Source organism: Streptomyces sp. NPDC007917, assembly GCF_042959105.1.
GTDB lineage: Bacteria > Actinomycetota > Actinomycetes > Streptomycetales > Streptomycetaceae > Streptomyces.
Genome location: NZ_JBIBKK010000011.1, coordinates 280,091 through 306,555, shown reverse-complemented (window position 1 = coordinate 306,555; position 26,465 = coordinate 280,091). Strand labels below are relative to the sequence as shown.

20 protein-coding genes are annotated in these 26,465 nt (G+C 73.7%); 8 read left to right on the top strand and 12 right to left on the bottom strand.

Annotated features, from left to right (window positions below):
• Window positions 1–70: 70 nt before the first annotated feature.
• Window positions 71–805, top strand: a complete 735-nt coding sequence (locus ACFZDL_RS24135; RefSeq protein ID WP_353592397.1) for a pyridoxal 5'-phosphate synthase — start codon at window positions 71–73, stop codon at window positions 803–805.
• Here ACFZDL_RS24135 and ACFZDL_RS24130 read toward each other — a convergent pair.
• A complete protein-coding gene (locus ACFZDL_RS24130; protein WP_353592396.1) occupies window positions 733–1,290 on the bottom strand; it encodes a Zn-ribbon domain-containing OB-fold protein in 558 nt (185 codons plus the stop codon). The genes ACFZDL_RS24135 and ACFZDL_RS24130 overlap by 73 nt on opposite strands.
• Window positions 1,287–1,739, bottom strand: a complete 453-nt coding sequence (locus ACFZDL_RS24125; protein ID WP_353592395.1) for a DoxX family protein — start codon at window positions 1,737–1,739, stop codon at window positions 1,287–1,289. The genes ACFZDL_RS24130 and ACFZDL_RS24125 overlap by 4 nt, the downstream gene beginning before the upstream one ends.
• Before the next feature lie 175 nt (window positions 1,740–1,914).
• On the opposite strand from ACFZDL_RS24125, the gene ACFZDL_RS24120 reads away from it, so the two are divergent.
• The 4 genes from ACFZDL_RS24120 (at window position 1,915) to ACFZDL_RS24105 (ending at window position 7,187) form a co-directional block, all read left to right on the top strand.
• The gene (locus tag ACFZDL_RS24120; RefSeq protein WP_353592394.1) at window positions 1,915–3,069 is read left to right on the top strand and encodes an NAD(P)/FAD-dependent oxidoreductase; all 1,155 of its coding nucleotides are present in this window, start codon (window positions 1,915–1,917) and stop codon (window positions 3,067–3,069) included.
• A 204-nt stretch (window positions 3,070–3,273) separates the two neighbouring features.
• Window positions 3,274–5,505 carry an acetate--CoA ligase family protein gene (locus ACFZDL_RS24115; protein ID WP_353592393.1) on the top strand — a complete coding sequence of 744 codons (2,232 nt, stop codon included), beginning with the start codon at window positions 3,274–3,276 and terminating at the stop codon, window positions 5,503–5,505.
• An 82-nt stretch (window positions 5,506–5,587) separates the two neighbouring features.
• Complete coding sequence (locus ACFZDL_RS24110) at window positions 5,588–6,448, top strand: enoyl-CoA hydratase-related protein (protein WP_353592392.1); 861 nt, start codon at window positions 5,588–5,590, stop codon at window positions 6,446–6,448.
• 73 nt (window positions 6,449–6,521) lie between these two features.
• Window positions 6,522–7,187: a flavin reductase family protein gene (locus tag ACFZDL_RS24105; RefSeq protein ID WP_353592433.1), complete on the top strand. Its 666-nt coding sequence runs from the start codon at window positions 6,522–6,524 to the stop codon at window positions 7,185–7,187.
• A 13-nt stretch (window positions 7,188–7,200) separates the two neighbouring features.
• Here the strand turns inward: ACFZDL_RS24105 and ACFZDL_RS24100 are convergent, their stop codons facing one another.
• Window positions 7,201–8,574, bottom strand: a complete 1,374-nt coding sequence (locus ACFZDL_RS24100) for an MFS transporter (RefSeq protein WP_391192209.1) — start codon at window positions 8,572–8,574, stop codon at window positions 7,201–7,203.
• Between the two features lie 52 nt (window positions 8,575–8,626).
• Between ACFZDL_RS24100 and ACFZDL_RS24095 the strand changes: the two genes are divergently transcribed.
• Window positions 8,627–9,796 carry a helix-turn-helix domain-containing protein gene (locus ACFZDL_RS24095; RefSeq protein WP_353592390.1) on the top strand — a complete coding sequence of 390 codons (1,170 nt, stop codon included), beginning with the start codon at window positions 8,627–8,629 and terminating at the stop codon, window positions 9,794–9,796.
• Here the strand turns inward: ACFZDL_RS24095 and ACFZDL_RS24090 are convergent.
• The 4 genes from ACFZDL_RS24090 to ACFZDL_RS24075 form a co-directional block, all read right to left on the bottom strand.
• Window positions 9,718–10,767, bottom strand: coding sequence for a Zn-dependent alcohol dehydrogenase (locus ACFZDL_RS24090; protein WP_353592389.1), 1,050 nt, complete (start codon window positions 10,765–10,767; stop codon window positions 9,718–9,720). The genes ACFZDL_RS24095 and ACFZDL_RS24090 overlap by 79 nt on opposite strands.
• Before the next feature lie 14 nt (window positions 10,768–10,781).
• Complete coding sequence (locus tag ACFZDL_RS24085; RefSeq protein WP_353592388.1) at window positions 10,782–12,365, bottom strand: aldehyde dehydrogenase family protein; 1,584 nt, start codon at window positions 12,363–12,365, stop codon at window positions 10,782–10,784.
• Complete coding sequence (locus ACFZDL_RS24080) at window positions 12,362–13,585, bottom strand: acyl-CoA dehydrogenase family protein (protein WP_353592387.1); 1,224 nt, start codon at window positions 13,583–13,585, stop codon at window positions 12,362–12,364. The genes ACFZDL_RS24085 and ACFZDL_RS24080 overlap by 4 nt, the downstream gene beginning before the upstream one ends.
• 88 nt (window positions 13,586–13,673) lie before the next feature.
• Window positions 13,674–14,585 (bottom strand): SDR family oxidoreductase, encoded by a 912-nt coding sequence (locus ACFZDL_RS24075; RefSeq protein WP_353592386.1) that lies wholly within the window; start codon window positions 14,583–14,585, stop codon window positions 13,674–13,676.
• Window positions 14,586–14,696: 111 nt separating this feature from the next.
• Between ACFZDL_RS24075 and ACFZDL_RS24070 the strand changes: the two genes are divergently transcribed.
• Window positions 14,697–15,623, top strand: coding sequence for a cyclase family protein (locus ACFZDL_RS24070; protein ID WP_353592385.1), 927 nt, complete (start codon window positions 14,697–14,699; stop codon window positions 15,621–15,623).
• 300 nt (window positions 15,624–15,923) lie between these two features.
• On the opposite strand, the gene ACFZDL_RS24065 is transcribed toward ACFZDL_RS24070, so the two are convergent.
• The 3 genes from ACFZDL_RS24065 to ACFZDL_RS24055 all read right to left on the bottom strand — a co-directional run bounded on the left by ACFZDL_RS24065 (window position 15,924) and on the right by ACFZDL_RS24055 (window position 19,183).
• Complete coding sequence (locus ACFZDL_RS24065; RefSeq protein WP_353592384.1) at window positions 15,924–16,445, bottom strand: ATP-binding protein; 522 nt, start codon at window positions 16,443–16,445, stop codon at window positions 15,924–15,926.
• A 483-nt stretch (window positions 16,446–16,928) separates the two neighbouring features.
• Window positions 16,929–18,011 (bottom strand): acyl-CoA dehydrogenase family protein, encoded by a 1,083-nt coding sequence (locus ACFZDL_RS24060; protein WP_353592432.1) that lies wholly within the window; start codon window positions 18,009–18,011, stop codon window positions 16,929–16,931.
• A gap of 8 nt (window positions 18,012–18,019) precedes the next feature.
• Window positions 18,020–19,183 carry an acyl-CoA dehydrogenase family protein gene (locus ACFZDL_RS24055; protein ID WP_353592383.1) on the bottom strand — a complete coding sequence of 388 codons (1,164 nt, stop codon included), beginning with the start codon at window positions 19,181–19,183 and terminating at the stop codon, window positions 18,020–18,022.
• Window positions 19,184–19,319: 136 nt separating this feature from the next.
• Here ACFZDL_RS24055 and ACFZDL_RS24050 point away from each other — a divergent pair, with 136 nt between their 5' ends.
• Window positions 19,320–20,906 carry an AMP-binding protein gene (locus tag ACFZDL_RS24050; protein ID WP_353592382.1) on the top strand — a complete coding sequence of 529 codons (1,587 nt, stop codon included), beginning with the start codon at window positions 19,320–19,322 and terminating at the stop codon, window positions 20,904–20,906.
• Between the two features lie 16 nt (window positions 20,907–20,922).
• Here ACFZDL_RS24050 and ACFZDL_RS24045 read toward each other — a convergent pair whose 3' ends face one another.
• Together ACFZDL_RS24045 and ACFZDL_RS24040 are read right to left on the bottom strand one after the other, a co-directional pair.
• On the bottom strand, window positions 20,923–24,138 hold the full coding sequence (locus ACFZDL_RS24045; RefSeq protein WP_353592381.1) for a protein kinase: 3,216 nt from the start codon (window positions 24,136–24,138) through the stop codon (window positions 20,923–20,925).
• Between the two features lie 145 nt (window positions 24,139–24,283).
• Window positions 24,284–26,269 (bottom strand): protein kinase, encoded by a 1,986-nt coding sequence (locus ACFZDL_RS24040; protein WP_353592380.1) that lies wholly within the window; start codon window positions 26,267–26,269, stop codon window positions 24,284–24,286.
• Window positions 26,270–26,465 lie beyond the last annotated feature (196 nt).

The following is a 26,465-nucleotide window of genomic DNA, read 5'->3' as shown; positions in this document are numbered from 1 at the left end:
CGCCGCGCGCTCCTCGCCCCGCCCCGTGTCACCCTGCTCCTCGGGAACGGACGAGGAGGCAGGGAGCCCGATGGGTGGAACCGACAACGAGGCCGCCGAGAAAGCCGCCGAGGAAGCCGCCGAGGAATTCCGCGCGCTGCTGCGCGGACTGCGCGTGCGTGACGGCGGCGAGCTGCCCGCCTTCGACCCGACGACGGCGCCCGAGGACCCGCTTCCGCTCTTCCGGCGGTGGCTGCGCGAGGCCGCCGAGGCGGGCGTGCCGGGCCCGCACACCATGACGCTGGCCACCGCCGACGCGGACGGCCGCCCGTCCGTGCGTACGGTGATGCTGCACGACGCCGACGCGCACGGCTGGCACTTCGGCACGCACCGCACCAGCCGCAAGGGCCGGGAACTGGCCGCGCGTCCGTACGCGGCGCTGGGGTTCCACTGGACCGCGGTGGGCCGGCAGGTGCGGATCGGCGGGCGGGTCACGGCGGCCGGCCCCGAGGAGAGCGCGGCGGATCTGCGCGGGCGCTCACCGGCGGCGCTGACGGCCGCGCTGGCCGGGGCCGGGCGGCAGAGCGAGGTCCTGGGCTCGTCCGAGGAGCTGGAGCGGGCCTTCGAGGCGGCGCGGGAACGCGTCGCCCGGGAGCCGGACGCGACGGCGCCGAGCTGGACGCTGTACGTACTGGTCGCCGACGAGGTGGAGTTCTACCAGGAGGAGGAGCACCGCCGGCACGTACGGCTGCGCTACCGCCGCGCGCCCGAGGGCGGGGACGGGGGCGGGGGCGGAGGGTGGCGGCGCGAGCTGCTGTGGCCGTGAGAGGCGGGGCGGAAGACGGGGATCGCCGGGGCACCCTCGGGCGAGGCCCCTGGGGCCGGGGCGTCCCCGCCCAGGGCCTCCCCGCCCAGGGCGCCCCCATCCAGGGCGCGAAAGGCGACGCACAGGTCCATCCCCACGCGCAGATCAGGACCGGCGCATCCGACCAGTTCGGTCATCATCCGCGGGCCCTCGGCCAGTTCGACGACAGCGGCGGTATAGGGGACACGGGCGCCGAACGGCGGGAGGTCGTTGCGGTGCACCACGGACCAGGTGTAGAGGGTCGCGCGGCCGCTCGCCCGCTCCCAGACGACGTTCTCGCTCCAGCACCGGGGACAGAACTCACGCGGGTAGTGGTGGGCTCGGCCGCAGTCCGTGCAGCGGCGGATCAGCAGCTGCCCCTGCGCGGCCGCGTCCCAGTAGGGGCGGGTGAAGGCGTCGGTCTCCGGCAGGTCGAAGCGGGGCGCGCCCGCGGGGCGCGCGCTCACAGGAACAGGCCCCACGCCTCGTCCAGCGCCCAGGCCTGCCAGCTCATGCCGAAGAGGCCGACCAGCGAGATGAGCACCATCATGGAGTTCTGCCCCTGCTCGGCCCAGTCGTGGATCATGAGCACGAAGTAGAGCAGGTTCAGCAGCGCGCCGCCGACCAGGGCGATCGGGGTGAGGAAGCCCAGGACCAGGCCGAGGCCGATGGCCAGTTCGGCGTAGAGGACGACATACGCCATGAGCTTGGGGCGGGACCCGACGGCGGCGTCGAATCCACCGCGTACGAACGCCCACCGGTGTTTGGCGGCGACCCCGGCCGCCCAGGTGATGCCGGTGTTCCGTTCCAGCCAGGCCTTCTTGTCCTTGTGGCGCCAGCTCTCCAGCCACCACAGGCCGAGCCCGATGCGCAGCACGGCGAGCCATTCGGGCCCGCTGAGCCAGATCGTACGCATCTCTCCCCCTCTCCGTCCGTCCCGCCGGGCACCCCCGCCATATCTGACGGTACGTCAGTTCAGCGGACGCGGGTACGGGCGCGCAAGGGGTCGCACAGCGGCCCGTGATCGATCCGCAATCGATTCGGAATGCATTTGACGAAAACGCGTCAATTACCTGGCTACGCTCGCGCCCATGGCCGACACTTTCCCCGAGCACTCCTCACCTGTGTACGTGATCGGCGGCGGTCCGGGCGGGCTCGCCACAGCGGCGGCCCTGCGCGAACGCGGCATCCGCGCGGTGGTCCTGGAGAAGTCGGAGGCGGTCGCCGCCTCCTGGCGCGCCCATTACGACCGGCTGCATCTGCACACCACGCGCCGCCTGTCCGCCCTCCCCGGGCTCGCGATCCCCCGCGCGTACGGGCGGTGGGTCGCCCGGGACGACGTGGTGCGCTATCTGGAGCAGTACGTCGAGCACCACCGGCTGGAGATCGTCACCGGGGTGGAGGTCTCGCGGATCGACCGGGCCCCGGACGGCGAGGGCTGGGTGCTGCGGGCCACGGGTGGGCGGGTGCCCTCCTCGCCCGTCGTGGTCGTGGCCACCGGCTACAACCACACCCCGCGCGTGCCCGACTGGCCGGGCCGTAAGACCTATACCGGCGAGCTGCTGCACGCGAGCCGCTACCGCAACGCCCGCCCGTACCAGGGCCGGGACGTCCTGGTCGTCGGCGTCGGCAACACGGGCGCCGAGATCGCGGTCGACCTCGTCGAGGGCGGCGCGGCCCGGGTGCGGCTCGCAGTGCGCACCGTGCCGCACATCCTGCGCCGCTCCACGGCGGGCTGGCCCGCACAGGCCACCGGCATCCTGGTGCGGCGGCTGCCCGCCCCGCTGGTGGACCGGGCGGCGCGGGTACTGAACCGGCTCACCATGCCGGACCTCACCGAGCACGGGCTACCCCTGCCGGAGACCGGCCTGTACACACGGGTGCGCCAAGGCGCGATCCCGGTGCAGGACATCGGCCTCATCGACGCGGTCCAGGCGGGGAAGGTGGAGGTGGTGGCGGCGGTCGAGTCCTTCGAGGACGACAAGGTGGCGCTGGCCGACGGCTCCCGCATCAGCCCCGACACCGTGGTCGCGGCGACCGGCTACCGGCGCGGCCTGGACGACCTGGTCGGCCACCTGGGCGTGCTCGACGCACACGGCAAGCCGCTGGCCCACGGCCCGCGCACCGCCCCCTCGGCACCGGGCCTGCACTTCACGGGCTATACGAACCCGATCAGCGGCATGTTCCGCGAGCTCGCCATCGACGCGCGCAAAATCGCCAGGGCCATCGACCGCATATCGGCGTGATATCGCCTCTCCCGCCCGGCGTGACCCTTGGGCCCGCCGGGCACCATCACCTCACCGCCCCCGGGGCGGCCCCCGTCACCCTGCGTTTCGTCCACGCACCCCCATTCCTGACAGGGTGTCAGTTCCGTTAATCTGACTCCTGAGTAATCTGACTGGACGTCAGTTATCTGGCTTGTCGCCAACGAGCAGGAGTGGCGGATACCGATGCTTGGATCGACTCACGGCACCCTCACCACCAACTCCCGTCACGCCCGCGTCGCCGCCTGCGGCCGGCCTCCCGGCCCCGCCGTCCATGTCCACGGCAGGTCAGCGGCCGCCGAGGACGTGGACGTCAGCGGCCGCCCGCTGCACTCCGCCGTCCCCGATCTGGACCGGTTCTTCCGCCCCGAGTCGGTGGCCGTCGTCGGCGCCTCCGACGCCGAGGGCCGCCCCAACACCGGCATCACCCGGCAGCTGATCGCCTGGGCCGAGCGCGTCGGCGCGCGTCTGCACCCCGTACACCCCTCCCGCTCCGCCGTCTTCGGCCTCCCCTGCGTCCCGTCCGTGGCCGATCTGCCCGAACCGGTCGACCTCGCCGTCCTCCTCGTCCGCGACCCCCTCCCGCTCGTCGAGGAACTCGCCTCCGCCAAGGTCAGGTTCGCCGTCGCCTTCGCCTCCGGCTTCGCCGAGACCGGCGCCGAGGGCGCCGCCGCCCAGGCCCGGCTGGCCGCCGCCGTACGGCGCGGCGGGCTGCGCCTCCTGGGCCCCAACACCAACCTCAACGCCTTCGAGGAGTTCCGCGAGGACCTGGACGGGCCGGCGATCGCCCTGATCACCCAGTCCGGCCACCAGGGCCGCCCCGTCTTCACCCTCCAGGAGCTGGGCATCCGGCTCAGCCACTGGGCCCCCACCGGCAACGAGGCCGACCTGGAGAGCGCCGACTTCATCTCCTACTTCGCCTCCCGGCCCGAGGTCGGCGCCATCGCGATGTATGTGGAAGGGCTCAAGGACGGGCGCAGCTTCCTGCTGGCCGCCGACCGCGCCGCCCGCGCCAAGGTGCCCGTCGTGGCCGTCAAGGTCGGCCGCACCGAGACCGGGGCCCGCACGGCCGCCTCCCACACCGGCAAGCTGACCGGCTCGGACGCGGTCGTGGACGCGGCCATGCGGCAGTTCGGCGTGATCCGGGTCGACGGCCTCGACGAGCTGCAGGACACGGCCGCGCTGCTCGCCCGCGCCCGGCCCCCGCGCGCCGAGGGCGTCGTGGTCTATTCGATCTCCGGGGGCACCGGCGCCCACTTCTCCGACCTGGCGACGGCCGCCGGGCTCACGCTGCCCACGCTCGGCGCCGAGAAGCAGGCCGAGCTCCACCAGTGGATACCCGGGGACCTCAGCGTCGCCAACCCGGTCGACAACGGCGGCCACCCCGTCGGCGACTGGCGCGGCCGTAAGATCATCGACGCCATCCTCGCCGATCCGTCCGTCGGCGTGCTGATCTGCCCGATCACCGGGCCGTTCCCACCGATGAGCGACAAGCTGGCGCAGGATCTGGTGGACGCGGCGAAACAGACGGACAAGCTGGTGTGCGTGGTGTGGGGCTCGCCGGTCGGCACCGAGGCCGCCTACCGCACCACCCTCCTCGGCTCCTCGCGCGTCGCCACCTTCCGGACCTTCGCCAACTGCATCACCGCCGTACGCGCCTATCTGGAGCACCACCGCTTCACGGCCGGCTACCGCTCCCCCTTCGATGACGCCCCGCGCACCCCCTCCCCCTCGGTCCGCAAGGCCCAGGCGCTGCTGCGCCCAGGAGAGCAGCTGAGCGAGCACGCCGCGAAGCAGCTGCTGCGGGCGTACGGCATCCGGGTGCCGCGCGAGCAGCTGGTGACCAGCGCGGCGGCGGCAGTACGCGCCGCCGGTCTGGTCGGCTACCCCGTCGCCATGAAGGCCTCCGCGCCGCAGCTCGCCCACAAGACCGAACTGGGCCTGGTCAGGCTCGGGCTCACCTCCGCGAGCCAGGTCCGCGACACCTATCGGGACCTGACCGACATCGCCCGCTACGAAGGCGTCGAGCTGGACGGCGTGCTGGTCTGCCAGATGGTCGAGCGCGGTGTGGAGATGGTCGTCGGCGTCACCCACGACAGCCTCTTCGGGCCCACCGTCACCGTGGGCATCGGCGGGGTGCTCGTCGAGGTGCTGCGGGACACGGCCGTCCGCGTGCCGCCCTTCGGCGAGGACCAGGCGCGCGCGATGCTCACCGAGCTGCGCGGCCGGGCCCTGCTCGACGGCGTGCGCGGCATGCCCCCCTGTGATGTGGACGCCCTCGTCGAGGTCGTCCTCCGCGTCCAGCGCATGGCCCTGGAGCTCGGCGACGACCTCGCCGAACTGGACGTCAACCCCTTGATGGTGCTGCCGCGCGGCCAGGGCGCGGTGGCCCTCGACGCCCTGGCCGTGTGCCGCTGAGGCACCCGGCCCGCGCGCCCGGCCCTCCACCCGAGCCCGCGCCGCAGCTCCGGCCACGGCCCCAGCCCAAGGGATCTCCCCCATGACTTCCTCCCCCGAAGAATCACCTGAGTCCGTTGTACGGCACGCCACTGACAACGGCGTGGTCCGGATCACCCTCGACCGCCCGGCCGCGATGAACGCCATCACCCCTGACCAGCGCGAACGCCTGATCTCGCTGCTCGATGACGCCTCCGCCGACCCGGCGGCCGGGGCCGTGGTGCTCACCGCCACCGGCAAGGGCTTCTGCGCGGGAGCCGACCTGCGCGGCGGCGGGGGCACACGTACCGGCTCCGGCAGCGGCACGCGGCCGGGCCCCGGGGCCGGCGGGGGTGAGCGGGTCGCCGGCGATGTCGCCCGGCTGATCCGGCGCGGGGCGCAGCGGCTCATCGCCGCCGTGCTGGACTGCGAGAAGCCGGTCATCGCCGCCGTGAACGGGACCGCGGCCGGGCTCGGCGCCCATCTCGCCTTCGCCTGCGATCTGGTGATCGCGGCCGAGTCGGCCAGGTTCATCGAGGTCTTCGTGCGCCGCGGGCTGGTCCCCGACGGCGGCGGTGCCTATCTCCTCCCGCGCCTGATCGGCCCGCAGCGGGCGAAGGAGCTGCTGTTCTTCGGCGATGCGCTGTCCGCCGCGGAGGCCGAGCGGATCGGCCTGGTCAACCGGGTCGTCCCGGACGGCGATCTGGCGAAGACCGCCCGCGAGTGGGCCGAGCGCCTGGCCGGCGGCCCGACCCGCGCCATCGCCCTCACCAAGCAGTTGGTGAACGGCTCGCTGGAGGCCGACCGCGCTGCCGCGTTCGCCGCCGAGGCGGCGGCCCAGGAGATCAACATGACCACGGCGGACGCGCGGGAAGGCGTCCGCGCCTTCGCCGAGCGCCGCGCCCCCGAGTACCGGGGCCGCTGAAAGGGCACCTTCCGGGGACTTCCTATCTGACGCAGCATCAGATTCAATGCAAATCATGATGGGACACGCCGGGATGGCAGCCACCGCGGTCCGCTATCTGCGCTCGGTCGGCTCGCCGACCGCCGCCGCGCGCCGCGACGAACCCCGGCCGCCGGCGGCCTCGGCGCCACCCCGCCCCGGCCGCCCCGCCCTGCGCGCCGTGCGCGCGGACGAACGACTTCCGCTGGACCCCGCGGAGTTCCGGCGGGTTCTCGGCCACTTCGCGAGCGGCGTCACGGTCGTCGCGGCCGTGGACGACGAGGGCCCGGCCGGGTTCGCCTGCCAGTCCTTCTCCTCCCTCTCCCTCGACCCGCCGCTGATCGCCTTCATGGTCGCCCGTACGTCCACGACCTGGCCGCGCATCGCCCGCGCCGGGGTCTTCTGCGTCAACATCCTGGGGGCGGACCAGGGCGAGCTGTGCCGGGGCTTCGCGGTCAGCGGCTCCCGGCGGCCGGACAAGTTCGCCGGCGTCCGGCACCGGCCGGCCCCGGTGACCGGCTCACCGCGGCTCGCGGACGTCCCCGCCTGGATCGACTGCACGGTCCACGCCGTGCACACCGGCGGCGACCACCTGGTGGTCGTGGGCCGGGTCCGCGCCCTGGGCACGGACGACCTCGCCGCCCGCTCCGGCCCCCTCCTCTTCCACCGCGGCGAATTCGCCACCCTGGCGCCGCACGGCCCAAGCGCCGCTCGGCCTTAGGCGGCGCTCGGCCCTAGGCGACGCTGGGGATCTCCTCCCGCTCCCGCCGGATGACCAACGCCATCAGAGCCGCCACCGCGCACAGCGCACCCGCGCCGTACCAGACCATGTCGTACGACCCGAAGGTGTCCCGGGCCACCCCGCCGACGAAGGCCACCAACCCCGCGCCCACCTGGTGCGAGGCCAGCACCCACCCGAAGACGATCGCGCTGTCCTCGCCGTAGTGCTCCCGGCACAGCGCGATGGTGGGCGGCACGGTCGCGACCCAGTCGAGCCCGTAGAAGACGATGAAGAAGAGCATCGGGGGGTGCACGGTGTCCGACAGGAGCATCGGCAGGAACATCAGCGACAGCCCGCGCAGCGCGTAGTAGACGGCGAGCAGCCGTCGCGCGTCGAACCGGTCGGTGAACCAGCCGGAGGCCACCGTGCCCACGATGTCGAAGATCCCGATGACCGCGAGCAGGCTCGCGGCGGCCGTCACCGGCATGCCGTGGTCGTGCGCGGCGGGCACGAAGTGCGTCTTGACCAGGCCGTTGGTGGAGGCGCCGCAGATCGCGAAGGTCCCGGCCAGCAGCCAGAACGGGCCGGTGCGCGCGGCCGAGACCAGCGCGGTGACCGCCCGGCGGGCCGCGCCGCGCTGCGGGGCGGGCTTGCGCGCGGGCGGCCCCTCGGCCCCGTAGGCGGCCAGCCCCACGTCGGCCGGGTGGTCGCGCAGCAGCAGCCAGACGAAGGGGATGACGGCGAACGCGACGACCGCCACCGTGACCACGGACGGGCGCCAGTGGTGGTGCTCCACGATCCACGACAGGGCGGGCAGGAACATCAGCTGCCCTGACGCGCCGCCCGCCGTGAGGATGCCGGTGACCAGGCCGCGCCGCTTGACGAACCACCGGTTGGTGACGGTCGCGGCGAAGGCCAGCGCCATGGAGCCGCTGCCGAGGCCCACGAGCACGCCCCAGCACAGGACGAGTTGCCAGGCGGCGGTCATGAAGACCGTGAGCCCGGCCCCCACGGCGATCACCGTCAGGGCGCAGGCGACGACCTTACGGATGCCGAAGCGGTCCATAAGGGCGGCGGCGAACGGCGCGGTGAGCCCATAGAGGGCGAGGTTCACGGACACCGCGAAGCCGATCAGCCCGCGCGACCAGCCGAACTCCTCGTGCAGGGGGTCGATCAGCAGGCCGGGGAGCGAGGCGAAGCCGGCCGCGCCGACGATCGTCACGAAGGTGACGGCGGCGACCCACCACGCACGGTGAATCCTCGGCCGCCGCCCGGCTGGAAGGGGTTGCTCGTCCTGCCCCGGAGTCCCTGGGAGTTCGGTTGTCTGCGTCACCTGACCAGCATCAATACTTCGATCGGCCCGTACGAGTGGCCCGTGGGACAGCATTCGCTAGGATCGGGCCACCAGATATGCGCTGGAGGCCCGTATGCCCTCATCCATGGACGCCGGGAGCCGGCACCGGATCGCCGTGCTGGTCCTGCCCGGTGTGATCCCCTTCGAGCTGGGCATCCCCTTCAGGATCTTCGGCAAGGCCCGCTCCACCGAGGGCGACCGCCTCTACGAGGTGTTCAGCTGCACTCCTGAGCCCGGCGAGGTGTCGACGGACGCCGACTTCCCGATCGTCGTCGAACGCGGCCCGGAGGCGCTGGCCGGAGCCGACACCATCCTCGTACCCACCGGCTACGAGATCGGGCAGGTCTACAAGGAGGGCACACTTCCGCCGGCGCTCGCCGCCGCGCTCGTCCACGCCCGGCCCGGCGTCCGCTGGATGTCCATCTGCACCGGCAGCTATGTGCTCGCGGCCGCCGGGCTGCTCGACGGCCGCCCCGCCACCACCCACTGGCGGAGCGCCGCCCACTTCCAGGCCCTTTTCCCCTCCATCGCGGTCGACCCGGACGTGCTCTTCGTCGACGACGGCGATGTGCTGACCTCCGCGGGCGTCGCCTCGGGCATCGACCTGTGCCTGCACGTCGTGCGGCGCGATTTCGGCGCGGCCGTGGCCAACGACGTCGCGCGGCGCAGCCTGGTGCCGCCGTACCGCGACGGCGGCCAGGCGCAGTACATCGAACGGCCGCTCCCCGAGCCGCAGCAGGCGACCACGACGGCCGCGCGCGCCTGGGCGCTGAGCCGCCTGGAACGCCCGATCTCGCTGCGCGAGTGGGCCGACCAGGAGTCGATGAGCGTACGGACCTTCACCCGCCGCTTCCGCGAGGAGGTCGGGAGCAGCCCCGGGCAGTGGCTCGTGCAGCAGCGCGTGGAGCGGGCCAGGCATCTGCTGGAGGGCACCGACCTGTCGGTGGACCAGGTGGCGCGGGACGCGGGCTTCGGCACGGCCGCGTCGATGCGGCAGCATCTCCAGGCGGCGCTCGGCGTCTCGCCCACGGCCTACCGGCGCACCTTCCGTGCCACCGCCGACGCCACCGCCGCCGCCGACGCCACCGCCGCCACCGCCGACGCCTCCGGCGCGGGTAGCCCCGCGGGGCTACCGGCGAGGGCGCCCGCGGGTAGCCCCGCGGGCGCCCTCGCCGGTCAGAACGCGAGCACGGCCCGCGCCACCCGGCCCGCCCGCGCGTCGTCGGCGGCCTTCGCGAAGTCCTCGACGGGGTAGGTCCGGGTGACCAGTTCGTCCAGCAGCAGTCGGCCCTGGCGGTAGAGGTCCGCGTACAGGGCGATATCGCGCTGCGGCCGGGCCGAGCCGTAGCGGCAGCCCAGGATGGCCTTGTCCAGATACATGGAGGAGACGAGGAAGGACGCCTCGGCGTCGACGGGCGGCACGCCGAGCAGCACCGCCTGGCCGTGCCGGTCGAGCAGGTCCACGGCCTCGCGGATGAGGCGGGTGCTGCCGACGCACTCGAAGGCGTGGTCGGCGCCGGACGGCAGGATCTCCCGGGCGGCGGCCGCCGAGGCGACGAAGTGCGTGGCGCCGAACTGTCTGGCCGGTCCCTCCTTGGCGGGGTTGGAGTCGACGGCGACGATCGGCCCGGCCCCGGCGATCCGGGCGCCCTGCAGCACATTGAGCCCGATTCCACCGGTGCCGATGACGACGACCGACTCTCCGCGGTCGACCCGGGCGCGGTTGAGCGCGGCGCCGACGCCGGTGAGGACGCCGCAGCCGATGAGGGCGGCCGAGGTGAGCGGGATCTCCTCGGGGATCCTGACCGCCTGCACGGCCTTGACCAGCGTGTGCTCGGCGAAGGCTGAGTTCGAGGCGAAGCTGTACAGCGGCTGCCCGGCGCGGCTGAACGGCCGTTGCGGCCTGCCGATCGCCTTGCGGCACATGGTGGGACGGCCGCGGCCGCAGTCGGCGCAGGTCCCGCAGTTGGCGATGGTGGTGAGGGCGACGTGGTCGCCGGGGGCGACATGCGTGACGCCGGCGCCCACCTCCAGCACCGTGCCCGCGCCCTCGTGGCCGAGCACGACCGGGACGGGGAAGGGGATGGTGCCGTCGAGGACGGACAGATCGCTGTGGCACAGTCCCGCGGCGGCGACGCCGACCAGCACCTCACCGGGGCCGGGCGCCCGGATCTCCAGGTCGTCGGCCACGCGCGGTGCGGTGCCGTCGAAGATGACGCCTCTCATCACCATTCCACCTTTCAGGAAGCCCAGACCAGCGACTGGAGTTCGCTGTACGCGTGCAGGCCGAACGAGCCGCCGTCGCGGCCCACCCCGCTGTGCTTGAAGCCGCCGAACGGCGTCTCCGGGTGGCGCTGGGCGGTGTTGATGCCGACGTTGCCGCTGCGCAGGCGCGCGGCGAGGGCCCAGGCGCGGCCCGCGTCGGCGCTGAAGACGTAGTCGTACAGGCCGTACGGCGTGGAGCAGGCGATGTGGACCGCCTCGTCCTCGTCGTCGAAGGGGAGGGCGACGACGACCGGGCCGAAGATCTCCTCCTGCGCGACGGTCATGTCGGGGGACGCGTCGGTGATCAGGGTCGGGGCGACGTAGAAGCCGGGCTCGACCGCGGGGCGTTCGCCGCCCACCACGATCCGGGCGCCCTGGTCACGGGCCCCGGCGAGGTACGCCTCGACGCGGTCGCGCTGGGCCGCGGAGATCAGCGGGCCGACGATCGTGGAGTTATCCACAGGGTCCCCGACGATCAGTGACTTCGCATACCGTGTGAGTGCGGCGATGACCCGCTCGTACAGCGATCGATGGACGAGCACGCGGGTCGGCGCCGTGCAGATCTGCCCGCTGTGGAAAGACCAGGTCGAACCGACCGCCCCGACCGCCGACTTGATCACGGACTCGTCGGCGTCCCCAAGGACGATGGCCGCGCCCTTGCCCCCCAGCTCCATCAGGGTGCGCTTCATCGAGTGGCCTGCGGATTCGGCGATCTTCTTTCCCACGGCGGTGGAGCCGGTGAAGCTGACCATGTCGACGCCCGGGTGCGCCACAAGCGCCTCGCCCGCGGCAGCGCCCGATCCGGTGACGACATTGAAGACACCGTCCGGGAGCCCGGCCTCCTTCAGCAGGGGGCCGAGTTCCAGACAGCACAGAGGGTCCTGCGGGGCCGGTTTGGCGACGACCGTATTGCCCATCGCCAGGGCGGGGGCGACCTTGCCCGCGAGGTTGGCGAGGGGGAAGTTGTAGGAGGTGATACAGCCCACCACACCCACGGGGCGGCGGACGGCGGCCGCGCCGATGAGCCCGCCGGGGGCGAGGGGCGAGGCGGCCACGGGCAGGGGCGCGAGCGGGACCGTGTCCGGCTCGACGGCGCCTCGCGCGTAGCGGCGGAAGCGGTCGGCGGCCGGGGGCACCTGCATGGCCTTGGCGACGCGCATCGTCGCCCCGGTCTCCGCCTGGGCGAGCGGGACCAGGTCCCGGGCTTGCTCGGCGATCAGGGTGGCGGCGCGGTCGAGCACGGCGGCGCGCTCATGGGGGGCGGTGCGCGCCCACCCCTCGTAGGCGTCCCGTGCCGCGCTCACGGCGGCGTCGACATCGGCCGCGTCGGCCTCCGGGGCGTGGCCGACGATCTGCTCGGTGGCGGGATTGACGACCGGATAGTGCCCCTGCCCCGGCCGCCGCCGGCTGCCCGCGATCCAGTGCCCGTGCTCCGCTCGCCCGTCCCACTGCCGCCCGTCCCACTGCCGGCCGTCCGGCTGCCGGCCGTCCGGCTGCCGGCCGTCCGGCTGTCGGCCCTCCGCCCGCTGCCCGTCTGCCGTCTGCCCGTACGTCGTCATCCGCGTGATTCCTTAGGGAGGTTGAGAACGCGCTCGGCGATGATGTTCCGCTGGATCTCGTCCGAGCCGCCGTAGATCGTGTCGGCCCGGGAGAAGAGGAAGAGGCGCTGCGCGTCGTCGAGTGCGTACGGCCGCTCGGCGGTCCACGGCCCGGGGCCGAGCGCGGCCGCGGCGCCGCGTACCCGCACGGCCAGTTCGCCCAGCCGCTGGTGCCAGCCGCCCCACAGCAGCTTGGCGACGCTGGGCGCGCCAGGGCCTGCCGCCGCGCCCAGGGTCCGCAGCGCGTTCCAGCGCATGGTCTTCAGCTCGGCCCACTGCTCGACGAGCCGGTCGCGCAGTACGGGGTCGTGCGAGGCGCCGGTGCGCAGCGCCAGCCGGACGACCCGGTCGAGCTCCTGGGCGAAGCCGATCTGCTGGGCGAGGGTGGAGACGCCGCGCTCCACGGCGAGCAGGCCCATGGCCACGCGCCAGCCCTGGCCGGCGCCGCCGACGAGGTGTTCCGCGCGCGCCACCGCGCCGTCGAAGAAGACCTCGTTGAACTCGGCGTCGCCGGTCAGCTGGCGGATCGGACGCACCTCGACCCGTCCGGGCTGGTCCATCGGCACGAGAAGGAAGGAGAGACCATGATGGCGTTGTGAGCCCGCCTCGGTGCGCGCCAGCACGAAGCACCAGTCGGCTTCCTGGGCGAGGGAGGTCCAGATCTTCTGCCCGGTGACGCGGTAGGTGCCGTCGCCCGGGTCGCGGACGGCGCGGGTCCGCAGCCCGGCGAGGTCCGATCCCGCCTCGGGCTCGCTGTAGCCCTGGCACCACAGGTCCTCGCCCCGGGCGATGGGGGGCAGGAAGCGGGCGCGCTGTGCGTCGTCGCCGTAGGCGAGCAGGGTCGGGGCGAGGAGGTTCTCGCCGATGTGGCCGAGCCGGGTGGGGGCCCCGGCGCGGGCGTACTCCTCGGCCCAGACGACCTGCTGGGTGAGGGTGGCGGGCCGGTTGCCGTAGGTGCCGTGCGTACGGTCCCAGCCGAGCCCGATCCAGCCGCCGGCGCCGAGTTCCCGCTCCCAGGCGCGGTACGGGTGGGCCGGTCCCGGTGGGCCGTCGTGGCCGGGCCCGGGCCGCGGCCGGTCCTGGGGACCAGGCTCGGCCAAGGCGCTGGTGACGTGCTCGTCAAGCCAGTCGCGGGCTCGGGTGCGAAAACGTTCGTCCTCCGGTCCGAAAGCGAAGTCCACGGCTTCTCCCGTCTCCCGTCTGCCGCCCCGCTCCCCCGGCCCCCGCCGGCACCTCGCGGTGGTGCGGTGCCCCTGCCGGGGGTGCGGGTCACGCGTTGGGGCGTTGGCCCTTGGCCGCCGCCTTGGCCATGGCGTCGAGCTGCGCGAGCATCGGCATGGGGTCGGTGCCGACCGTGCCCGGGAGGAAGTCGGCGATCTTCTCCGGGGTCCAGGAGCCTTCCGCGTATCCCGCGCGCAGCTCCCGCGGCTGGGCCCAGACCGCGATCTTGGGGCCCGCGATCGTGTAGACCTGCCCGGTGATCTTCTCGTCCCGGGCCCGGTCGCTCAGCAGATAGACCACCAGCGCCGCCACGTCCTCCGGCTCGCCGATCTCCTTGAGCTCCATGGGCACGTTCGCGGACATGCGCGTCCGGGCGACCGGGGCCACGCAGTTGGCGGTCACCCCGTACTTGTGAAGGCCGAGTGCGGCGCTGCGGACCAGGGAGATGATCCCGCCCTTCGCGGAGGCGTAGTTGGCCTGCGCGACGCTCCCCTGGTGGTTGCCGCTGGTGAAGCCGATCAGGGTTCCGGAGCCCTGCTTGCGCATCACCGCTGAAGCCGCCCGGAAGACCGTGAAGGTGCCCTTGAGATGGGTGGCGACGACCGGGTCCCACTCCTCCTCGGTCATGTTGAAGAGCATCCGCTCGCGCAGGATCCCGGCGACGCAGACCACACCGTCGAGCCGTCCGTAGTGTTCGAGCGCGGTGTCCACGATCCGCTGCCCGCCCGCCATGGTCGAGACGTCGTCGGCGACGGCCACCGCCGCTCCGCCCGTCGCCTCGATCTCCTTGACCGCCGCGTCGGCGACCTCGCTGCTGGGTGCGCCGCCCTCGATCGACACCCCGTAGTCATTGACGACGACCTGGGCTCCTTCGGCAGCGCAGGCCAGTGCCACGGCTTTGCCGATGCCCCGCCCGGCCCCGGTGACGGCGACCACCTTGCCGCCCAAGAAGTTGCCCACGTCGCGTCCCCTCCCGGAGTATCTGACGGTCCGTTAGATTTTTGAGCAGACACGGCCCGAGTACAACCCCCCGAGCGGAATCCCGCCCGGAAGCCGAACCGAGGAGGTTCCATGGCCCTGCCGCCCGAATTCCACGACATCGCCAAGCGCGTCAACAACTGGGGCCGCTGGGGGGAGGCGGACGAGATCGGGACGCTGAACCTGATCACCGATGAGGTGGTCCGGGGCGCCGCGGCGTCCGTACGAAGCGGCCGCCGCATCCCGCTCGCGGTCCCGCTCCAGCAGGACGGGGTGCAGACCGGCGTGATCCCGGGCCGGGTCAACCCGCTGCACACCATGATCGCGGTCAATCTGGAGATATTCGGCCCGGACACCGTGGCCACCAGCGACGACGCCGTGACGATGGGGCTGCAGGCGGGCACCCACTGGGACGGGCTGCCCCATGTCTCGCATTCGGGCCGGATCTACAACGGCCGCCCCGCCGGTTCCGTCACCCCCCATGGCCGCGCCGCCTTCAGCGGTATCGACAAGGCGCGGCACATCGTCTCGCGCGGGGTACTCCTCGATGTCGCCCGCGCCCACGGCCTCGACCGGCTCCCCGAGGGGCACGCCGTCACACCCGAGGACCTGGACGCCGCCGAGGCGCTGGCGAAGACCACCGTGCGCCCCGGCGACATCGCACTGGTGCGCACCGGGCAGATCCAGCGCTATCTCGCGGGCGAGAAGGAGGCTTACGCCTTCCCCTCCCCCGGCCTGTCCCTCCGCACCCCCGAGTGGTTCCACGCCCGGGACGTGGCCGCGGTGGCCAATGACACCCTCACCTTCGAGATCTTCCCCCCGGAGATAGAGAACCTGTGGATGCCGGTCCACGCCCTCGATCTGGTCGAGATGGGCATGCAGCAGGGCCAGAACTGGAATCTGGAGGAGCTGTCGCGAGCCTGCGCCGAGGAGGGGCGCTACACGTTTCTGCTGTCGGCCACGCCCGAGCCGTTCGTCGGCGGCGCGGGGAGCCCCGTCGCGCCCGTGGCGGTCCTCTGACGCGCGGGGCTGTGGGCCGCGGCCCCGCACGCGGCGGGGCGAGGGGCGGGTCTGTCGGGCGGCGGCGCGCTCATGCACACCCCGAGCACGGCACGGCGCACCGCCACCCGGCTCCGGCGCCGATGCCCTGTCACGCGCCGGGCAGCGACCCGCACTCGCCGAGGAACCGGGCCGCGAGCACACGGCTCACAGTGATCACGGAGCCCTCGGCGTCCCCTCACAACGAATCGCTGATCCTAGAGTGATCAAGCCACCACATCACGTCAACACCTGGTCTGGACTTTGTCGACCAAGCCCGGTTCATGATGACGCGTGAGAGCCCACATGCCCCGTCAGGACCGGTTCTTCATGGCTTTCCCGCATCGCATGACCCTCACGGGCTTCCCGGTCCACTTCGCACCAGATGCGCTTGCCCGCGCCTTCCGGTTGCCAGCCCCACCGGTCCGCCAGGCCGTCGACCAGTTCAAGACCGCGCCCGTTGGTGGCCTCCTCGCTCGCGGACCGCCGTCGCGGCGCCCGGCCGCTGGCGTCGGCGACCTCGACCCGGACCGTGCCGGAGCCCGACCCGCGGCCCCCGCGGCCGCCCGCACCGGGCCCGCCGCTGTCACCCTGCGCCGGGAAGAGCATGCGCAGCACCGCCGGACAGCCCGTGTGCACCACGGCGTTGGTCACCAGCTCCGAAATCAGCAGGATCAGCGTCTCGGCAAGCGGCTCGTCCACTCCTATCCCGGACCCGGCGAGCCGCGAGCGCGCCCATCGGCGGGCCCGACTCACCTCCGCGGGGTCGGGCCGGACCTCCATCTGCATCTGAAGCACCTGCACCGCTCACACCATCCGAACCGGCGGACACATCGCCTCGTACCTCCAAGAGGTCACGGAACGTGACTCTCCCTCCCCGCCTACCGCCGGGAGGTACCCCCTTGCGAGACAGCATGGTTGACGTACAGTCACCCCAACAAGCGCTTCGGTCATATTCCAGCGCCAAGGAGTATGCGTGCGGCATACTGTGCGACGCGCACCGTGGGGAGTCGAACATCGGGGCGCAGAGTCTGCGCACCCCGTGCGAGCGGGGCACATTGGCGTGCCCGGAGTCGCCCCATGGGCCACGCCGGGATAGTTGCACCCCAAAACCACTCGCACGCAACGGAGAGTACCCGAGCATGGGCCCGACTCCCCCCTGTGACGAGTCACGCCTAGGAAACAACCCGGTATCAACGCTCAGTCACCTCGAAGGACCTGGGGATTTCCCCAGCAATTGCGACACCTGAACAATCCAGGCGTTTCCACGAAGTCGGGTCACAAACCTCATACGCCGGCGCTCAGCAGTCCGGCCGCGAGCTCCTCCTCGGCCTCGGCCGCCGTTTTCCACTGCTCGGCCCTGACCCAGGCCCGCTTGAGGTGCAGATGGACATCGGCCTCCCAGGTGAAGCCCATCCCGCCGTGGACCTGCAGACAGTCCCGCGCGTTACGGACGGCGGCCTCGTCGGCGAGCAGCTTGGCGGCGGCCACTTCACCCGCGTCTTCGGTGACGGCGGCGGCGTAAACCACACTTCTGGCCGTCTCCGCGCGCACCAGCATCCCGGCGCACAGATGCTGTACGGCCTGGAAGGCGCCGATCGCCCGGCCGAACTGGGAGCGCTCCTGGGCATGGCGTACGGCCGTCTCGACCGTACGGGCCGCGCTGCCGAGTTGCAGGGCGGCGGTCAGCAGCACCGCCTCCCGCCGGAGCCGGGCCGCCGAGCGCGCGAGTCCGGCGGGCCCCCGATCCCCCCGGCCCGGACGGCTGCCACGGTCCAGATGGTCCGCACTCTCCAGACAGTCCGCACTCTCCAGGCGGTGCAGCGGAGTCGCCGGGTCCACGGACCGTATCGGCCGCGCGGAGCGCGCCAGTCCGGCCGCGGACAGCACACCGACACCGCCGCCGTCCCCACCGCCCCCGTCACGCTCGTCGTCGCGGTCGTGCCCGTCGTCACCGATCACCAACACGGCATCGGCCGACGCCACGTGCTCGACCAGCGGCCCGGCCGGGCCAGGCGCCGCGTCCAGTGCCGCGTCCAGCGCCGTGACCACGGCCCGGCCCTCGGCCGCTCCCTCCACCACCCCGGCCGCCAGATGCGTCGCGACCAGCGGCCCGGGCAGCAGCGCCCGGCCCGCCTCCTCGAAGACCAGCACCGCCTCCGGCAGGCCGAGCCCCACCCCGCCGTCCGCCTCCGCCAGCCGCAGCGCGAAGAACCCGGCCCCGCCCAGCTCCCGCCACAGCGCGCGGTCCACGACGGGCGGGCCCGCGTCCACCGCCGCCCGCAGCCGCTCCCGCGGAAACCGTCCCTCCAGCAGCTCGCGGACCCCCGCCCGCAGAACACGCTGGTCGTCCGTGAGCCGGAAGTCCACGGGCCCGCTCACCGTCCCTTCGGCAGGCCGAGGATGCGCTCGGCGACGATGTTGTGCTGGATCTGGGAGGTGCCCGCCGCGATGGTGTACGAGAGCGAGGACAGCCGGTCCGCCACCCACGCGTGGTCGGCGTCCAGCGCCCCCGCGCCCAGCACTTCGGCGGCCGCGTCGTACAGCTCCAGCCGCATATGCGAATAGCGCAGCTTGAAGACCGAGCCGCCGGCGCCCGGCACCCCGCCGGTGCGCTGTGCCTCGCTCACGTTCCACTGGGTGAGCCGCCACAGCGCGGCGAACTCGGCCGCGAGCCGCCCCAGCCTGCGGCGCAGCACCGGGTCGTCCCACCGCCCGTTGGCCTTCGCCTCGCGCGCCAGGGCCTCCAGCACCCGGCGGCAGGCCACCACCTCCCCCACGAACGCGGTGCCGCGCTCGAAGGAGAGGGTCACCATGGTCACGCGCCAGCCGTCGTTCTCCGCCCCGATCCGGTTGGCGACCGGCACCCGCACCTCGTCCAGGAACACCTCGGCGAACTCCGCGGTCCCGGCGAGGGTGCGCAGCGGCCGTACGGTGACCCCCGGGGCGTCCATCGGCATCGCCAGCCAGGAGATCCCCCGGTGCTTGGCCGCCCCGTCGCCCACCGGCGCGGTGCGGACCAGGAGTTCGCACCAGTCGGCGACCTCGGCGTGCGAGGTCCAGATCTTGCTGCCGGTGACGACATAGGAGTCGCCGTCGCGCACCGCCCTGGTGCGCAGCGAGGCCAGGTCGGAACCGGCCTCCGGCTCCGAGAAGCCCTGGCACCAGACCTCCTCCCCGCGCAGGATCGGCGGCAGCCAGCGCGCCCGCTGCTCCGCGTCGCCCTCGGCGGCGATGGTGGGGCCCGCGTGCAGCAGACCGACGAAGTTGGCGCCCACATAGGGCGCCCCGGCCCGTTCGGTCTCCTCCAGGAAGATCAGGTGCTGGGTGGGGGTCGCCCCCTGGCCGCCGGCGTCTTCCGGCCAGTGCAGCCCGGCGTACCCCGCGTCGTACAGCGCGCGCTGCCAGCCGCAGTCGTAGGCGCGGCGGCCGGGCCAGTCGGCGGGGTCGGGGGGACCGGGAAGCCGGGGCAGGGCGTCGGCGAGCCAGGCGCGCAGCCGCCGGCGGAAGTCCTCCTCCGCCTCCGTGTAGTCGAGGTCCATCCGCGCCCCCCTCGGCCAGCTTTTCTGACGCTACGTCAGATAAATGGCAAGGCTAGCCCCGCGGACTCTGGACCGACAAGGCACCGAGCCCTACGCTTCCCGCACAATCTGACTAGGCGTCAGCTGGAGGTCCCGCATGACCGACACCGCGCAGGAATCCGGCACCGCACAGGAGCTCGGCGCATCGGCGACGCTGTGGGAACTGGTCGAGCGGCGCGCCGCGCTCACCCCCGACGCCCCCGCCCTCCTGCAGGCCGCCGCCTCCGCCCGCGACGACCGGCGGCTGACCTTCCGCGCGCTGCGCGCCCGCGCCGAACGCACCGCGGCCGGGCTGTACGGGATGGGGGTGCGCCCCGGCAGCCGCGTCGCCTGGCAGCTGCCCACCCGCATCGAAACGGTCGTCCTGAGCATGGCCCTGGCCCGCCTGGGCGCCGTGCAGACCCCGCTCATCCCCTTCTACCGCGACCGGGAGGTCGGCTTCGCGCTGCGCGCCTCCGGCGCCCGCTTCCTCGCCGTCCCCGGCCGCCGGCGCGGTTTCGACCACACCGCGATGGCCCACCGCCTCGCCGCGCGGCTGCCCGAACCACCCCTGGTCTTCGAGGCGTACGACACCCTCCCCGAGGCCGATCCGGACGCCGTGCCGCTGCCCCCGCCGCCCACGGACGGGACCGCCGTCCGCTGGATCTACTGGACCTCCGGCACCACCTCCGAGCCCAAGGGCGTCCTGCACACCGACCGCAGCCTCATCGCCGCCGGGGCCTGCCTGGGCCACGCGCTGCGGCTGCGCCCGGACGACATCGGCTCCATGGCCTTTCCGTACGCCCATGTGGCGGGACCCGACTACACCGTGATGCTGCTGATGTACGGCTTCCCCGCCGTGCTGCTCGAGCACTTCGCGCTGCCCGCCTCGCTCGCCGCGTACCGGCGGCACAAGGTCACGGTCGCGGGCGGCAGCACCGCCTTCTACTCGATGTTCCTGGCCGAACAGCGCAAGGACCCCGCCCACAAGCTCATCCCCACCCTGCGGCTGCTGGCCGGCGGCGGCGCCCCCAAGCCGCCCGAGCTGTACTACGAGGTCGTCCGCGAGCTGGGCTGCCAGCTCACCCACGGCTACGGCATGACCGAAGTCCCGATGATCACCATGGGCGCGCCCGACGACACCCCCCACCACCTCGCGACCACCGAAGGGCGGCCGCCAGCGGACATGGAGATCCGCATCGTGGACCGGGACGGAAAATCGCTGCCCTCAGGGGCGGACGGCGAGGTGCGGCTGCGCGGCGAGGCTGTCTGCGCCGGGTATCTGGACGAGGCCCAGACCCGCGAGGCGTTCGACGCCGACGGCTTCCTCATCACCGGCGACCTCGGGCACCTCACCGAGGAGGGGCATCTCGTCCTCACCGGCCGGGCCAAGGACGTCATCATCCGTAAGGGCGAGAACATCTCCGCGAAGGAGATCGAGCAACTGCTCTACGAGCACCCCGACGTCGGCGATGTGGCCGTGATCGGACTGCCGGACGCCGAGCGCGGCGAGCTGGTGTGCGCGGTCGTCGAACAGCCCGCCGGCGCGGAACCGCTCACCCTTGAGGCCGCGACCGGGTATCTGCGCGCCCAAGGGCTGTCCGTCCACAAGCTGCCCGAACGGCTCGAAGTCGTCGACGCGCTGCCGCGCAACGACACGCTCCGCAAGGTGCTCAAGTACAAGCTGCGGGAGCGGTTCGCCTAAAGCGCGCCCTTATGGTTCAGCCGGTCGTGCTGTACGTCGCCGTCGCCTGCTCGAAGTAGCGGGCGACCGCGCGGCGCTCGTCGGCTGGGCCGATGACCAGGACGACGTGGTACCGGCCGTCGATGAGCATCGCCAGATTGCGGGCGTACACATTGCGCCCGCTGCTGTCCCGCCAGCTGAACTCCCCCTCGGCCATCGCCGTCCGCCCCACGTCGATCCGGCGCAGCCCGGAGGACGAGGCCCAGGAGGAGGAGCGGAAGGCGGCCAGCTCGGGCTCCTTGTTCTGCTGGTAGGCCATGGGGTCGGCGCCGAACTCGGACTCCTTGTCCCGCCCGGCCACCACGACCAGTTCGAAGTCGCCGCCGATGTAGCGGATCTGGCCGCGGGAGTTCTCGCCGCGCCGGGTCCAGCTCTCGTGCACAGCGACCTTGAACCCCTTGGGGTCCTTGCGCACCGCGAAGCCCTTCGCCAGGCCCGCGGGCGGCGTCGACTGCGCCTGCTGGTCGTCCGGCGAGGAGGTGCCCGAACCCGCCTCGCCGCCGCTCGTGTTCCGCGGATCCCGCGGCGACGGCTCCCGCGAGGCGCTCGGCGCGTCGCTCTGCGCGCCCGCCGTGCCCGTACGGCCCTGGCCGTTCTTCTCGTCGGCCCGCGGCATGAACATCATCGCGTACAGCACCGCCGCCGCCAGAGCCAGCAGTATCAGCGTCAGCAGCACCCGCCCCAGCCTGCGCGGGCGGCGCTCGCCCGGCTGCTTGCCCCGCTTGTGCCGCGCGTGGGCGGCGACCGGCGCACCGCCCGCCCGGCCCCTGCGCACCAGCCAGCCGCGGCGGCGCACGATGGGCAGCCGCCGCGGGTCGGACGGCCCACCCGGCCCTATCGACGGCACCGTGACCGTGCTGCTGCCCACGTCCGGCTCCGGCGCCGAGCGGATCAGCGACCGCAGCCAGCCGCGCAGCTCCTCGAAGTCCGGGCGCTCGGTGGGGTCCTGGCGCATCAGCGACTCGACGACGGGGCGCAGCGGACCGCACTCCTCCGCGTACGCGGGCGCCTCGGAGCACACCAGCTGCACCAGCTCGGCGGCGCTCTCCTCCGGGTACGGGGCGTGGCCCTGTACGGCGCGGAAGAGCAGCACGCCCACCGCCCACAGGTCGGCGGCCGGGCCGACGGGGGGCGCCAGCCGCCAGTTCTCGTGGACCGGGACCGCCTGCTCGGGCGCCCACCGCTCGGTGACGGCCCCCACCACCACGATCCGCGCCTGCCGCGCGCGCTCGGCGGCCAGCGCGGTCGCGGGCCCGCGCCGCGCGCCATGGGCGGCCGGGCCGTCGTCGTCCCACGAGCCCGCGCCGGGCCCCGTGGGACGGGGGGCGCCGCCGGGGGCGGTGCGGTCCGGGGCGGCGTACGGCGCCCGGGGCGCCTGCCGGTCGGAGGCCGGGGCCGGGTCGGCGTACGGGCCCAGAACCCCCCGCAGATCGGAGGCCGGGGCCCCGTTCGGGGCGTCCGGACGGCCCGGGTCGATGTACAGCGCCCGGGTCGCGTGCGGGTGCCGGCCGGGCCGGTTCGAGGCCGGGCCCGCGCTCCCATCGGCCCGAGTGCCCAGGTCCGGCTGCCGGTTCGGGTCGAGGTCGGCATGGGGGTGCGGGGCCGCCGACTGGTTCGGGTCCGGGCCGGCGTACGGAGCCGGGGCCCCGTGCGGGTGCCGGTCGCCCTGCCGGTGCGGGGCCGCGCCGGAATCACGGTCGGCCTGCCGACTCGGGTCGGCGTACGGGTCCGGATTCCCGCTCGGGTTCCTGTCGGCGTACGGGACTAGGCCCGGGGCGGCACCGTTGGCGTCGGGCGCGGGGCGCGGAGCGCCTTCCGCGCGCTCGGCGGCGGGGCCGCTCAGGCCGTCGGCCGCGCCGGGGGGCGCGCTCCGGGGCGCGGAGCCCTCGACGTTCGCCCGCGCGGCGGCGCGGGCGCCCGCCGCGTAGGCGGCGATCGCGCTGGCCCGTGCGGCGCGCCCGGCGGGGCCCTGCGGGTCGCCGGGGGCCGGTTCGCCCGGCCGCGCTCCTGGGACGCCCGGCCCGCCGCCGTGCGTGCCGTTCGCACCGCTCAGGCCGCTCGCACCGTTCGCACCGTTCGGGCCGCTCAGGCCGTTGGGGCCGCTCAGGCCGTTCGGGCCGTCCGTCCGCTCGCCTTCCTGGCGCTCGGCGGGCCGCCACTCCGAGCCGGGGGGCAGCCGCAACGCGGGGCCCGGGACGGGCTGTTCGAGCGCGCCGCGCGGCCCGGGGAACCCGCCCGCCGGGCCGGGACGCGGCTCGCCCTCGCCCGGCTCCGCACCTGAGGCACCCGCCGCGCCCGGCACACCCCGCACACCCGGATCGCGCGGCGCTGGGAAGCCGCCCGCCGCGCCCTGGTCGCGGTACAGCGGCGGCGCCTGGCGGGCCGTGGGACCGCCGGGAGGCAGAGCGCCGCCTTCGCCGGAACGCCGCTCGACGGCCGGGCCCCCGCCCTCGCCGCCGCCGGCCTCGGCCTCGGCGCCGACCGCCTCCGCCGGGGCGGAACGCCCGCCCCGCTCCGGCCAGTCGGCCGCGTCAGCCCCTTCGCCCTGGCCGGACGACGGCCGGGGCACCGGGTCGTATCCGCACAGCGCCTCCTCCGCGGCGCCCGCCGCCAGCCCGGTGAGCATGGCGCGTCCGTCGTCGCAGACCAGGACGGTCCGGGCGGTGATGTTGCGGTGGATCCAGCCGTCGGCGTGCAGGGCGCGCAGCGCGGTGAGGATGTCGTGGGCGAGCTCGGCGGCGCGGTACGGGGACAGCGTCCGCTCCGCGAGCAGCGCGGCCAGCGGCCGGCCGGCGACCAGTTCGCTGACGATCCACAGGCTCCCGGCCTCCACGAAGACGTGGAAGACCTGGTCGAGCCGCGGGTGGTCCGGCACCTGCGCGGCAGCCGTCGCCGCCTCGATGGCGCGGCGCACCGCCGGGTCGGCGCCGCCGGAACGGCCGCCGCGGCCCATCCCGTTCGTACGCGGCCCTGAGGCCCCCCGGTACGGAGCCCCGGGGCCGCCCGCCCCGTAGCGCCCGTCGTCGCCGACGACCTCCGCGTCGACGGTCTCCGGCAGCGGTATCTGCCGGAGGTGGACTTCCTGCCCGCTGTAGGTGTCGAAGGCGCGGGTCTCGGCGAGTTCGTACTCATCGGCCGGCGGCAGGGGCAGGCGATAGCGGTCGGCGAGAACCCGACCCGCGTATTCGTCCACGACGCCTCCCCGAGCGCGCGATCCACACCCTCATCCGCACCGCACGAAACCGTCAATCAGGGGCGTTTTGCCCGCGCTTGCCGCTGCGTACGGTTCGCGGCCTCTCACGATACGTGCCCGGGGCGCGCCGTGCCGACCGGAGTGCTCAGTCCGTGATGTCGAAGGTGTCGAACGCGGTCTCGCGGAGCGTCTTGCACTCCTTCTCGTCCCACTTGCTCTTCTCGCACATGATCACTATGGCGAAGCCGTGGCTGCTGTCCGCCCTGAAGCCGCGGTTGAGCACCCGGACCCGCTTGCCGTCCTTGTCGCGCTCGAACTGCCAGTCGGCGACCGTGGGGTAGCCGTGCCATTTGACCGACTCTATGCCGATCAGCTTGTACCCCGGCGTGGTCCTGCTCACGGCGGGCTCGCTCTTGCGCCACTCCGCCGCCGCGTCCGCCTTCGGGGAGTCGGTGAAGTCGACCTGAATCCGGGGGATGCCGGAACCGCCGTAGTAAATCCGGCTGCCGCCGTACGTCCCCGCGTGGACCTTCCAGCCCTTGGGCATCGCCATGGTGAACGGGAAGTCGGAGCTCTTGACGGTCTCGTACCCGTCCGGGAGCGAGCCCTTGCCGTCCCCACCGCCCTTGCCCTTGTTGCCGTCGTCGTCGCCGTCGTCGTCCGAGCTGCCGGACCCGCCCTTGGTCGCGTCGTCCGCCGGCTTGTCGGTGGACGTCTGCGCGTCCGGGGACTGGGTGGAGGACTGGCTGGACTGGTTGCCGGAATCCTCCCCGTCCTTCGTGTCACCGCTCGCACCGGCCGAAGCCGTTCCACGGTTACCGGACTTGCCCTGGTCACCGCCGTCGTCGCCGCCGCTCAGCGCGATGGCGAGCACCGTGCCGACGACCGCGAGCGCCACGATCACCGCGATGATCACCAGTGTGCGCCTGGGCACCACGTCCGTCAGCGGGGCGCGCGGCGGCTGCGGGGCGGGCGGGCCCCCCAAGTCCGCGGAACCCGAGGAGCCCGCGGCGGGGGCCGCCTTGGCCTTGGCGGACTTGGCCGCCTTGGCGGGCCGGCCGTCCGGGGCCTTCTTCGCGGCGGAGGCCGCCGAGTCGGCCGATGCCCCCGACCCACCCGAACCGGCGGCGGCACCGGCCGACGCGGCCGAGGCCTTCCGTACGGAGCGCAGCGCGCCGCGCACCCGCTCCGAGGCCGCGTCGGACGCCGCGGGGGCGTCCTCGGGCGGAGCGGGCGGCAGGGACATGGTGCGGGTCGCGTTGGCCGCCGCGGCCTTCGACCGCCCCTCGTCGGGGGCGTCCAGCGCCTGGTTCAGCAGCGCCCGCGCGCCCGCGTCGTCGAGCCGCTGCTCGGGGTCCTTGGTGAGCAGCCCGTAGATGACCTCTTCCAGCACGCCCGCGTTCTTGGGCTGCTCGACGGGCTCGGTCATCACCGCGGTGAGCGTCGCGATGGCGGTGGCCTTGTCGTACGGCGGCACGCCCTCCACCGCCGCGTACAGCAGGCCGCCCAGCGACCACAGGTCGGCCGGCGGCCCGGGCTTGTGGCCGCGGGCGCGCTCGGGCGAGATGTAGGAGGGCGCGCCGACGAGCATGCCGGTCGAGGTGACGGACGGGTCGCCCTCGACCTGGGCGATGCCGAAGTCGGTGAGCACGACGCGGCCGTCGTCGGAGATGAGGACGTTGGACGGCTTCACGTCGCGGTGCAGGATGCCCGCCTGGTGCGCGGCGCGCAGCACATCGAGGACGGCGAGCCCCACCTCGGCGGCGCGGCGCGGGGTGAGCGGGCCGTCGTCCCGTACGACGTCGGCGAGCGAGCGGCCCTCGATGAGCTCCATGACGATCCAGGGGCGGTCGTCCTCGTCCACCACGTCGTAGACCGTGACGGCGCCGTTGCTGCGGATGCGGGCGATCGCCTTCGCCTCACGCAGCGTACGGGTGATGAGCCGTCTCTTCTCGTCCTCGTCGACGCTCGACGGGAAGCGCAGTTCCTTGACCGCGACGGTGCGACCCAACGTTTCGTCACTCGCCCGCCAGACCGTGCCCATCCCGCCCTGGCCGAGAACTTCCCCGAGCCGGTACCGCCCGGCGAGGAGGCGCCCGGTCGAGCCCTGCGTCCGCTCCGCCTCCGACATGCGTCCCCTCTGCAAATCAACCCGCCCTGAACCCACCCTGGGAGAGCCCCCATTGTCTCTCATCCGCGGACCGGGGGAAGTCCCGGGGTACGGGGCCGGGCGTGGCGGCCGCGGCCACACCTGCGAACATCTGGGGGTTCGCGGCCGAACGAAAACCCGAAGAGGCCTGAGGAAGGCCGACGAGACCTGGGGAAAC

Excerpts from the sequence above, each read along its gene's own strand:
- ACFZDL_RS24105 (WP_353592433.1), top strand. The coding sequence starts at position 6,522 with ATGGCAGCCACCGCGGTCCGCTATCTGCGCTCGGTCGGCTCGCCGACC.
- ACFZDL_RS24070 (WP_353592385.1), top strand. The coding sequence starts at position 14,697 with ATGGCCCTGCCGCCCGAATTCCACGACATCGCCAAGCGCGTCAACAAC.
- ACFZDL_RS24110 (WP_353592392.1), top strand. The coding sequence starts at position 5,588 with ATGACTTCCTCCCCCGAAGAATCACCTGAGTCCGTTGTACGGCACGCC.
- ACFZDL_RS24095 (WP_353592390.1), top strand. The coding sequence starts at position 8,627 with ATGGACGCCGGGAGCCGGCACCGGATCGCCGTGCTGGTCCTGCCCGGT.
- ACFZDL_RS24100 (WP_391192209.1), bottom strand. The coding sequence starts at position 8,574 with ATGCTGTCCCACGGGCCACTCGTACGGGCCGATCGAAGTATTGATGCT.
- ACFZDL_RS24115 (WP_353592393.1), top strand. The coding sequence starts at position 3,274 with ATGCTTGGATCGACTCACGGCACCCTCACCACCAACTCCCGTCACGCC.
- ACFZDL_RS24125 (WP_353592395.1), bottom strand. The coding sequence starts at position 1,739 with ATGCGTACGATCTGGCTCAGCGGGCCCGAATGGCTCGCCGTGCTGCGC.
- ACFZDL_RS24135 (WP_353592397.1), top strand. The coding sequence starts at position 71 with ATGGGTGGAACCGACAACGAGGCCGCCGAGAAAGCCGCCGAGGAAGCC.
- ACFZDL_RS24090 (WP_353592389.1), bottom strand. The coding sequence starts at position 10,767 with ATGAGAGGCGTCATCTTCGACGGCACCGCACCGCGCGTGGCCGACGAC.
- ACFZDL_RS24050 (WP_353592382.1), top strand. The coding sequence starts at position 19,320 with ATGACCGACACCGCGCAGGAATCCGGCACCGCACAGGAGCTCGGCGCA.
- ACFZDL_RS24120 (WP_353592394.1), top strand. The coding sequence starts at position 1,915 with ATGGCCGACACTTTCCCCGAGCACTCCTCACCTGTGTACGTGATCGGC.
- ACFZDL_RS24085 (WP_353592388.1), bottom strand. The coding sequence starts at position 12,365 with ATGACGACGTACGGGCAGACGGCAGACGGGCAGCGGGCGGAGGGCCGA.
- ACFZDL_RS24055 (WP_353592383.1), bottom strand. The coding sequence starts at position 19,183 with ATGGACCTCGACTACACGGAGGCGGAGGAGGACTTCCGCCGGCGGCTG.
- ACFZDL_RS24040 (WP_353592380.1), bottom strand. The coding sequence starts at position 26,269 with ATGTCGGAGGCGGAGCGGACGCAGGGCTCGACCGGGCGCCTCCTCGCC.